The sequence below is a fragment of the uncultured Campylobacter sp. genome (genome assembly GCF_938017615.1).
GTDB lineage: Bacteria > Campylobacterota > Campylobacteria > Campylobacterales > Campylobacteraceae > Campylobacter_B.
Map to the genome: position 1 here is coordinate 1 of NZ_CALIJA010000034.1, position 1,270 is coordinate 1,270.

1 protein-coding gene is annotated in these 1,270 nt (G+C 50.0%); it reads right to left on the reverse strand.

The genetic code is table 11. From position 1 onward, the window contains the following. Nucleotides 1-830 (reverse strand): c-type cytochrome (locus Q0620_RS01430; protein WP_298782909.1); only part of this gene is annotated, 830 nt, incomplete at its 3' end. Nucleotides 831-1,270 lie beyond the last annotated feature (440 nt).

Here is a 1,270-nt window from a genome sequence, read left to right on the forward strand (position 1 = left end):
GCCGTCACGTCGAAAGCTTCCTCCCAGCTTAGCGAGGCGTCCCCTTTAGGCATAGTGGCTTTGACATACCTCGCTCCTTCGATGAGCCTATACATACCGGCGCCCGTATTGTAGCTGTCATCGCCCCAAAGCGCGGGGAATGTGTAGTAATCGCCGCTTTGAGCAAACCCCTCGTTTTTTATCCCTTCGCCGTTTTCGCCGTGGCAGACGGCGCATTTTGCGGTGTAAATTTCGCCACCTTTTTTAGGATCCGCCGCGCGGTCTAAAAACTGCGCCTTCGGCAGCCCCTGGCCTTTTACCTTTGCGCCGACCTCATATCCTGCGGAGAGCCAGTGCATGTAGGCGATCATCGCGCGCATCTCTTTGGAGTTCGTAGGGATCGCTTTGCCCGCCATCGAGCGCTGAAAACAGCCGTTTATGCGGTCTTGCAGCGTGACTAGCTGATCCGATCTCGCGACATACTGCGGAAATCTCGCGTAGATACCCACGAACGGGCTTTGATCGGGCACGACGCCGCCGCTCGTATGGCAGCTCGAACAGGAGAGGTTGTTGCCCGCAAAGCGCATTTTTTCGTCCTTTGCTTGCGGTCCGAGATACCTCGTCGTCTCGTTGATGAGCTTCGCGCCGTAGATGACGGTCTTTGCATAAGGCGAGTCGCCGAGCTTTGCCTCGTCTATGACGCCGTTTTCGTCGATGCCTACGGGCAGCCTAAACTCCTGCGTCTTTTGCTCGTACGGCGCGACTTTTTTGGCGTTGAGTTTGGCTACATCAAAGCCTAAAACGGGCGTAAAAAAGAGCGGAAGCGCTAAAACAAGGGCGGTTTTTCTCATATGTTCTCCTTTAAAAAGTAAAATATACATTTGAAATTATTGAATTTTTTAGTTAAATGTGCGTTAAAATTTCAAAAAAAGGAGAAATTCCGAGAGCTCGCACAGAGGAAAATTTTAAAGGAGCCGAAATTTTAACTTAGCGAGACGATGAAATTTGACGCAAACTTTGCGCGGCCTAGCGATAAAATTTAAAGTAAATGGCGAGATTTTTTAAAATTTGAGCGGGCGATTTTGGCAGAACCTGCGCGATTAGATTACTTGATTTTGTCATGCGATAAATTTTGGCAGTGCGGCGAGCTACGCAGAAAAAGAAGTCGAGCCGTGACGCAGTGGATTTTTTTAAGGCTTGCGAGAGTAAAATTTAAAAGATTGCCTCACTCCCGTCGCTCGTTTCGTGCACCGCTCGGCACGCTTGCTGCGCCTATGTATTTTTTATCGCG